Below are 7,869 nucleotides of genomic sequence, written 5' to 3' on the forward strand. Positions count from 1 at the left end.
CTGTCCTAATTAATTTATTCTGCCTGTCCTAATTAATTTATTCTGCCTGTCCTAACCTAAACCTAGTTCTCGTCGCAGCAAGTTTATTGATTTTTCTCCTATGTAATTATCGCTACGAACAATTTTAGGCGGACGAATAATATCATCTACAACTACTTGTACAGAAGCTTGTACTGCTGTAGAACTTGCTTCGTCGCTACAGAAAATTAAATGCGCGCGCTTGACTATTGCATGTAGTTTATATGTATCTTTTGGCTGCGAGGTCATTACCAAAAGTTCATCACCTCGAATACCGTGAATAATTACTTCGGTAGCGCGTAAAATTCCCGAACTTACACTCACAATGCCAATACAGCTATCTGTAGGTAAACTTCTGACAATATTAAGTTCCTTAGCATAGTCATGAATATCAAGTGGAATAACACGTACAGATTTAGGAGCAGCTATAGATTCAACATCGGCAATAAAATAACGACTAGTGACGACTGTCGCACTCGAAGTTTGTTCAAGTACCGACGTTAATTCTTCGGTCGCTACTAGCTGTACAGGAATCTTTAACGCTTGTTCTAATTCTCCTGCCATTAATTCACCGGCGCCAATATCTTGCCTAGGTACTGCCACCAATACACGGGCACTACAGCGTAACCTCCAATCGATTTCAGCTAAAAATATCTCACGTGCTTGAGAAAGAGTACAACCTTGGGTAAGTAAATCATCGAGTGCTTGTTGAACAACTTTGTAAGCTTGGGGGTACTGCTCAAGAATTGGAGACCGTAGTCTGCTTCCTCCTTCGTGTCCTTGAGCGCGCACGTAAATTCCTGAACCAGCAAGACTCTCAACAAAACCGTCTTCTTCAAGCTGGCGGTATACTTTACTAATTGTATTGCGGTGCAAACCAGTTTGCATAGCAAGAGCGCGGGTGCTTGGCAACTTGTAACCAGGTGGATACTGTCGAGAGGCAATCGCAAATCGAATTTGATTAAACAGCTGGTTACTAGCAGGAATATCACTATCGGGTTGAATGCGGAATTGAATCATTACCATATGCTCCTGGGACTGGTAGCGCTATGCGACCAGATGCATGTACTACTTGTTAAATAATTGATTTATACATTGATTTATACATTAATTGGAGATAACCCCGGATTACTAGCATCACATATGCATGTAATAAGCACACGCTACTAGTAAAAACTATTATGACAGAGAGCGCAATCGATACCTTAAGCATTAAAGTTTCGCAAGGCAAACAAATCAATGGTATTACCTCAGACACAGAACTACCAATATCAGCCTACTTAGCATACCCAAGTAAACCAGGTATTTACCCAGGTATAGTAGTACTACAGGAAATCTTTGGTGTCAACGCGCACATCCGCTCTTGTACAGAAAGAATCGCACGCGAAGGTTATATTGCTATTGCACCCGCATTATTTGAACGTTTTGCACCCGGATATGAATCTGGCTACACAAGCGAAGATGTAGAAGTTGGTCGTCATTATGCTTGGGGACAAACTCATAAGAGCGAACTCTTGAGTGATATCCAAACGGCGATAAACTACCTAAAGACCCTACCCAATGTTAAAAAGGAAGGTTTCGGCTGTATCGGATTTTGCTTTGGTGGACATGTAGCATATTTGGCGGCAACACTACCAGATATTAAAGCTACTGCTTCATTTTACGGTGCAAGAATTGCTACCACCACACCCGGTGGGGGTGATACTACTCTCTCACGTACTAGTGAGATAAAAGGTACATTATATGCGTTTTTTGGCAACGAAGATGCGAGTATTCCATCTGACCAAGTTGATCTTATAGAGGCTTCGTTAGAAAAATATAGAATACCATCACGTGTCTTTCGCTACGATGGAGCTGACCACGGATTTTTTTGCGACCATCGCAAAAGCTATAATCCAGTAGCAGCAAACGATGCTTGGGAAAAAGTCAAACAATTGTTTGCACAACAACTTAGTTAATGGGTAACTTAACTCTCAATAACTAAATATTTATTTTTTGATAAAGTCATGAATTCTGAAACTAAATCTCAAAAAGCTGATTCGTCATTCACAATGGATGATTTTGCGAAGGCACTCGAAACCCACGACTACCAGTTTCAAAAAGGGCAACTGGTAAATGGTAAAGTTTTCCAAATCGACCATGATGGCGCCTATGTAGATATTGGTGGAAAAGCAAGTGCGTTTTTGCCTCGCGATGAAGCTTCTTTGAGAACTGTTACTAATTTGTCAGAGGTGTTACCACTAGATGAAAGATTAGACTTCATTATTATTCGCGAACAGGATGCAGAAGGACAAGTCACTCTTTCTCGGCGCCAGTTAGAAATTCGCCATATTTGGGAACGACTTGTGGTAATGAAAGAGAACAACCAAAGTGTAGAAGCGCGAGTTATTGGCATCAATAAAGGTGGTGTCAACATCGATGTGCTAGGTGTACGGGGATTTATACCACGTTCACACTTACTTGAACGCGATAATTTAGAGGCACTCAAAGGGCGAACTTTGACTGTAGGATTTTTAGAAGTAGAAGAAGCCAATAAACGCTTGATACTATCGCAACGCTTAGTAACTCGCTCTGCCAGCTTTAGCACACTCTCAATAGGTCAACTTGTTGAAGGAAAAATAACTGGTATAAAACCCTTTGGTGTATTTGTAGAGTTAGATGGAGTTGGCGCCTTACTTCACATCAAGCAAGTCACTCAAAAGTTTATCGATAACCTCGAAAAAGTCTTTCAAATTGGTCAGCACATTAAAGCTGTAATAATTGACATTGACGAACCGAAAGGTCGTATCGCACTTTCTACAAGAGTTTTAGAGAATTCACCAGGTGAAATTCTCGAAAACATGGAGGAAGTTATGGCTTCTGCTGAAGCGCGCGCACAAAAAGTGAAAAACAAAGGCATCGAATAAGCAACAAAGGATAGGCAAAAGCCTATCCCTCGTTATTTGCACGTATTACTTTGATGTATCGCTTTTACACTTTTTTGCGTTCCTCTGCGTTTCGAGGCTGTTAAAATCCGCCCCTTGCAGTTTTTCTTAGTATAACTCAGCATTTTTGAAATTGCTTATGGTTAGAGAAGATTTTACTAATGTATAATTTATACTTATTGATTATATAAAAATTATACAGAAACCGGGTTTTTACGCATTCATTGTCGCAGACAAATCATGATTTTTATTACAATATTTCAACAAGAAACCCGGTTTCTAGGATTTTAAAATAATTTCATATCTGGGCAAGATACTTCAGAAATTACGCGGAGGCATCCTCTGAAAGTATCATGCGTTCCCTACACTCAGCAGCGTTCCTTTGCTATCCAGGGCGGTTGCAGTCCGTCCTAAATTGAGATTTTTTCTAGCTTAACTTAGTTGCTTCCCAACTGTCGCTATTTTTTGTAGAAAATATTAATTTTGTTTTTTTAGATACAGATGCTATCAAGCATCATGTGTTATTAAAACACTTAATGTACATTCATTAATTTATACATTAAAAATACGGAGAGGGTGAGATTCGAACTCACGGATACTTTCGCATCACTCGATTTCAAGTCGAGCGCAATCGACCACTCTGCCACCTCTCCAATAAAGCTGTCAGCCTAAGCTGTCAGCCGCCAGCGATTAATTCACTGACCAAGAAAACAATATATCATAACTTTAAACAGTTTGCACTACTTGATTGGTTTGTTCATACAAAATTTCTTCTGAGGCAATGCTGAAGTCTTCTCCAACCCATACGGATGAGGTTTGAGTAACAACCCCATTGTCTATATGAACTATCGAGAAGTTACGCTGTATTCCTGTATTTGTGTTGATAACACGGGGAACAGCAGCCGCATTTAAATAAATTATCCCTTCTGGGCTTCTAAAAACACGCTTGCGAATTACTCTTTTGGTGTGTCGTAACGAGTGGTGCATGTGCCCAAAAGTAACTAGAGGTATTTTTTTACCTGCTGTAATTGCTTGGGATATGACTTCAGCAAAATCTGGGTCGCCAAAATCACCTCCAATTGGATGCCAATCTTTGCCACATGGGTCTTCTGCTCTATCTCCTAAGCCTGATGGTCCGTTATGTCCAAGAAAAAGAATTGTGTCATAAGCTGCGTTTTTCACAGACTCGAAAATTTGGGCTGCTGATTCTTCTAAAGTTGTAACGTTATAACGCTGCTTGCAGATATCAGCGAACTTCATATCAGGCCCACCCCAGCTAAACGGGCGCCCACCGACTACAGTAAAATTAAAATCATCAAAATCGAGTTTTCCGTAACCAACATGGGTGTCACCTAATAAATCGAGTTGTTCCTGCACCCAATCTTCTTGAGTACGGTCATAAGGGCACTTCTTGCGTCCCCATTCGGTAGCAGAATACCAGGCATCGTGGTTGCCCATTACTACAGCTTTGGGGATGTCAAGAGATGCAACCAAGCGGACTACATCCACAGATTCATTGCCAAAATCCCCAACAAACAGTACCAAATCCACTCCTAGCGTATGAAGCGCTATTTTATCTTCCTCTTCCCACTGGTCGTGGACATCTCCAACTACAGCAATTTTTATCATCTTTGAGTTTATGTCTTGCCTTATGTCTTTAGCATAGGCAACATAATTCTATTTTGACACAATCTTAAGGAAGGTGGATTACCCAATGTGTATTTTTGGTAAAAAGTACTATAATTAATTAAAGAACAAATACCTATCTTGCTACCGCTAATAAATCTTATAATTTCCTTGTTTAACAGAGGAAGGAGAGATTTTTTGTGTCAAAGCAAGAATTCAGACCAAAAGAAAAATTAGGTAACACCATACTGTGTTTACAACTGTACGAAGCGTATCTGAAAAGACCCAACCGGGTGCATTACCGTTAGATTTATTTGCGGCAATTGATAGCTTGAAGAAATCACTTAATGCTGTGGTTTTGGCGCATTATTATCAAGAGCCTGATATTCAGGATGTAGCTGATTATATTGGTGACTCACTGCAACTAGCTAGAGCAGCTGCACAAACAGATGCTTCAGTGATAGTGTTTGCTGGGGTTCATTTTATGGCGGAGACTGCAAAAATTCTGAATCCTGATAAATTAGTACTGTTGCCGGATTTAGATGCTGGGTGTTCGCTTGCTGATACATGTCCACCATCCGAGTTTGCCGCATTCAAGCGCGCGCATCCAGGACATTTAGTAATTTCCTATATAAACTGCTCTGCCGAAATTAAGGCAATGAGCGATATCATTTGTACTAGTTCTAATGCCGTCAAGATAGTTCAGCAAATACCGCAAGACCAGCCAATAATTTTTGCTCCTGACCGTAACTTAGGACGTTATGTAATGCAGCAAACAGGGCGTGATATGGTTTTATGGCAGGGAAGTTGTATTGTACACGAAACTTTCTCGGAGAAGAAAATAGTACAGTTAAAAATTACACATCCAGAAAGTGAGATAATAGCTCACCCCGAATGTGAGGAACCAGTATTACGTCACGCAAATTATATTGGTTCAACTGCGGCGTTACTTAAATATTGTCAAGAAAGTTCTTCACAAGAATTTATTGTTGCCACCGAGCCAGGAATTATTCACCAAATGCAAAAAGCGGCGCCACACAAAACATTCATTCCGGCGCCACCTGAGAATAATTGTAATTGCAACGAATGTCCGTTTATGCGGTTGAATACATTGGAAAAACTTTATTTGGCGATGAAGAACCAGGCGCCGGAGATTACTATGGACGAGGAGATACGGCTTTTAGCTTGGCGCCCTATTCAACGCATGTTAGAAATGAGCGTTTAGATAAGTTAGATTAGTCAAGTTTGTAGAGACGCGGCAAATAAAATCGCGTCTCCACAAAACAACTTTAAATCAAATTAGCTAGACAAGACATTAAACAATCTCTCGTCACGTAAACTACCTACTTCAAGCCTTTTGTTTTAGGTTAATATTAATAAATATCCATATTACCATTTGCCTGATTAACTTTAACAAAATGAGAAATTGCGTATTTAATACACTCTGATGATTCAGTTAAATCATTAATATAAATTATCATAAAGCCAAGCTTATTATTTTGATGATAAAACTTCATATTTAATTGCTCATGCCCACCTGAAAAAGCCATATAATTAATAGCTTTTATGTTCCGCCAACTTGCAAAAGTAATTCTGTTAGAGATTCCTTTATAAGTTAAAAGAATAGACCTATTTTATTTAATCAATAGTTTATATAATTTCCGTAAAACGTCAAGACGACCGAATATTAGTGTTGTAATATCTCGAAAATCTACATCCTCGCTGTCTAAAATATGGTCAATAATATCTAAGCAGTTAAAACCATGAGTAATTGCCTGTCTTTTATAAAATGCTTGGGCTTACTATAATTTTCTTACGGAAGACGTGGAAGAGCGATAATGTGTAACTCCACTTGTGACTGCCAAGTTAAATTCAATCATCCGAACTTGAGATTATAAGTTCACGGATGATAAAGCTGTATTTTTGAGTTTTTTGTATTTAGTTACTATTTACGAGTTATTCTTTTCTGCTTCCTTTTGTGCTGCCTCACTATATTGACGATATAATTTAGTACGGATTTGCGCTTCTTTATGACGACTATGGCTAGGCGCCACTTTAGCCATTAAATCTGACGCGCGTTGCCAACTAGCTGCTATTTCAAGCCATTGAGTTGAATTACGAGCTTTTTTACCGTTTATTGTTGTTTCATTTGCAATCCTAACGGCTGAAACAAAATAGTCTTCAGTTAATTTCGCGTTGCTTTCGTTAACAGCTTCTTGAGATTGTTGTTTCTTAGATTCGTTGATGATGGGAGATTCTACGGTCTTAGTTATTGGCAATACAGCTTTTGAATCGGATGCTAGCGTTGGTAATTTGACTTTATCACCTAGCAAACTAGAAAGAGCTAGACCAGCGATTCCAAACAGCGTACAGATACTGATGCCTAAGAAAAACCATCCCCATGCTGCATTTTTATGTTTAGTTTTTTTAACAATTACTATGGAACTTGATTGTGGAGTTTTAGGCAGGCTTATTTTTACTGGCTCTGGTTTTCGTTCTTGTAAGTCTTTAATAAACTGTTGAAAAGCATTAGGCTTTTCTAATGTGAATTCCTCTGACCATAGTAATTCATTGTCTCCTTCTTTGCGACTTACTTCTTCTAGCCAAAGTAATTGCTGCTCACGAACAATGCGAGTGTTAATGTTAATTCTATAGATGTTTCGTGGTGCAATCGATTCGAGTATTTGACGAATCGTACCAACCAACGTTGATTTTTCAAGTTTATCTTCGCTACGTGCTTCGCAAAGCAATTGTAGCACACCATCAGCAAACATTGCTCTAGTCCTGACGCCCGAAGAACTCAACTTCTGATTTAATAGTTGAATTATCGCAGCAACACTACCTTGCTGTGCTTGCCAGAAAATATCGTTAATCCTGTCTACCATCACCATCAGCGTTTACTTACAGCCCTTTAACCCTGGTTTGTTTACAAATCGACAATTATACCTAAGTTAGTGTTTTATGTGACATTAACTTATTCCTTGATTGTATGAGGAAAAACATTATGTTGCCAGATTTTACATAAATCATCTCTCTTTAGGACTAGTTCAGAGCTGTTATTAACCTAATATTTGCTATATGGCAACAGTATATTTTTTATTTGTCTCCAAATAATTAAGTATTGGGCGCCGAAGCTTTTAATGTGAAAATATTGAAGTTCCTACCCTGCACAGAAAAGCTTCGCTTTATGTTTTCCAATAACAAAAGCCTCCTCTTATATCCAAGAGAAGGCTTTTGTTTTGTAATATTGCCCTGGCACCGAGCAATTGTTGCAGGAGACAACTCTCCAACTATCGTAGCC

At 39.1% G+C, this 7,869-nt stretch carries 8 protein-coding genes and 1 tRNA gene; 3 read left to right on the plus strand and 6 right to left on the minus strand.

Annotated features, from left to right (window positions below):
* Positions 1–51: 51 nt before the first annotated feature.
* Positions 52–1,038: a transcriptional regulator PlmA gene (gene plmA / locus DSM106972_RS30980; RefSeq protein ID WP_127084285.1), complete on the minus strand. Its 987-nt coding sequence runs from the start codon at positions 1,036–1,038 to the stop codon at positions 52–54.
* Between the two features lie 161 nt (positions 1,039–1,199).
* Between plmA and DSM106972_RS30985 the strand changes: the two genes are divergently transcribed.
* Together DSM106972_RS30985 and DSM106972_RS30990 are read left to right on the plus strand one after the other, a co-directional pair.
* On the plus strand, positions 1,200–1,976 hold the full coding sequence (locus tag DSM106972_RS30985) for a dienelactone hydrolase family protein (RefSeq protein WP_127084286.1): 777 nt from the start codon (positions 1,200–1,202) through the stop codon (positions 1,974–1,976).
* Positions 1,977–2,024: 48 nt separating this feature from the next.
* Entirely contained in the window at positions 2,025–2,924 is a 900-nt protein-coding gene (locus tag DSM106972_RS30990) for a S1 RNA-binding domain-containing protein (RefSeq protein WP_127084287.1), read from the plus strand.
* Between the two features lie 586 nt (positions 2,925–3,510).
* Here DSM106972_RS30990 and DSM106972_RS30995 read toward each other — a convergent pair.
* Both DSM106972_RS30995 and DSM106972_RS31000 read right to left on the minus strand, forming a co-directional pair.
* Positions 3,511–3,595: transfer RNA gene (locus DSM106972_RS30995), tRNA-Ser, on the minus strand.
* A 73-nt stretch (positions 3,596–3,668) separates the two neighbouring features.
* Positions 3,669–4,571, minus strand: coding sequence for a TIGR04168 family protein (locus DSM106972_RS31000; protein WP_127084288.1), 903 nt, complete (start codon positions 4,569–4,571; stop codon positions 3,669–3,671).
* A 247-nt stretch (positions 4,572–4,818) separates the two neighbouring features.
* Here DSM106972_RS31000 and nadA point away from each other — a divergent pair, with 247 nt between their 5' ends.
* On the plus strand, positions 4,819–5,793 hold the full coding sequence (gene nadA / locus DSM106972_RS31005; RefSeq protein ID WP_127084289.1) for a quinolinate synthase NadA: 975 nt from the start codon (positions 4,819–4,821) through the stop codon (positions 5,791–5,793).
* A 148-nt stretch (positions 5,794–5,941) separates the two neighbouring features.
* Here the strand turns inward: nadA and DSM106972_RS51630 are convergent, their stop codons facing one another.
* The 3 genes from DSM106972_RS51630 to DSM106972_RS54000 form a co-directional block, all read right to left on the minus strand.
* Entirely contained in the window at positions 5,942–6,118 is a 177-nt protein-coding gene (locus tag DSM106972_RS51630; protein ID WP_158632904.1) for a hypothetical protein, read from the minus strand.
* Between the two features lie 399 nt (positions 6,119–6,517).
* A complete protein-coding gene (locus tag DSM106972_RS31010; RefSeq protein ID WP_127084290.1) occupies positions 6,518–7,453 on the minus strand; it encodes a hypothetical protein in 936 nt (311 codons plus the stop codon).
* A 229-nt stretch (positions 7,454–7,682) separates the two neighbouring features.
* The coding region (locus tag DSM106972_RS54000) for a hypothetical protein (protein ID WP_233787926.1) at positions 7,683–7,869 on the minus strand (187 nt) is incomplete at its 5' end.

It is taken from the genome of Dulcicalothrix desertica PCC 7102 (assembly GCF_003991905.1).
Classification (GTDB): domain Bacteria; phylum Cyanobacteriota; class Cyanobacteriia; order Cyanobacteriales; family Nostocaceae; genus Dulcicalothrix; species Dulcicalothrix desertica.

What these genes read in the sequence shown, in the direction of transcription:
- plmA (WP_127084285.1), bottom strand. Translation starts at nt 1,038, where the DNA reads ATGATTCAATTCCGCATTCAACCCGATAGTGATATTCCTGCTAGTAAC.
- DSM106972_RS30985 (WP_127084286.1), top strand. Translation starts at nt 1,200, where the DNA reads ATGACAGAGAGCGCAATCGATACCTTAAGCATTAAAGTTTCGCAAGGC.
- DSM106972_RS30990 (WP_127084287.1), top strand. Translation starts at nt 2,025, where the DNA reads ATGAATTCTGAAACTAAATCTCAAAAAGCTGATTCGTCATTCACAATG.
- DSM106972_RS31000 (WP_127084288.1), bottom strand. Translation starts at nt 4,571, where the DNA reads ATGATAAAAATTGCTGTAGTTGGAGATGTCCACGACCAGTGGGAAGAG.
- DSM106972_RS51630 (WP_158632904.1), bottom strand. Translation starts at nt 6,118, where the DNA reads ATGGCTTTTTCAGGTGGGCATGAGCAATTAAATATGAAGTTTTATCAT.
- DSM106972_RS31010 (WP_127084290.1), bottom strand. Translation starts at nt 7,453, where the DNA reads ATGGTAGACAGGATTAACGATATTTTCTGGCAAGCACAGCAAGGTAGT.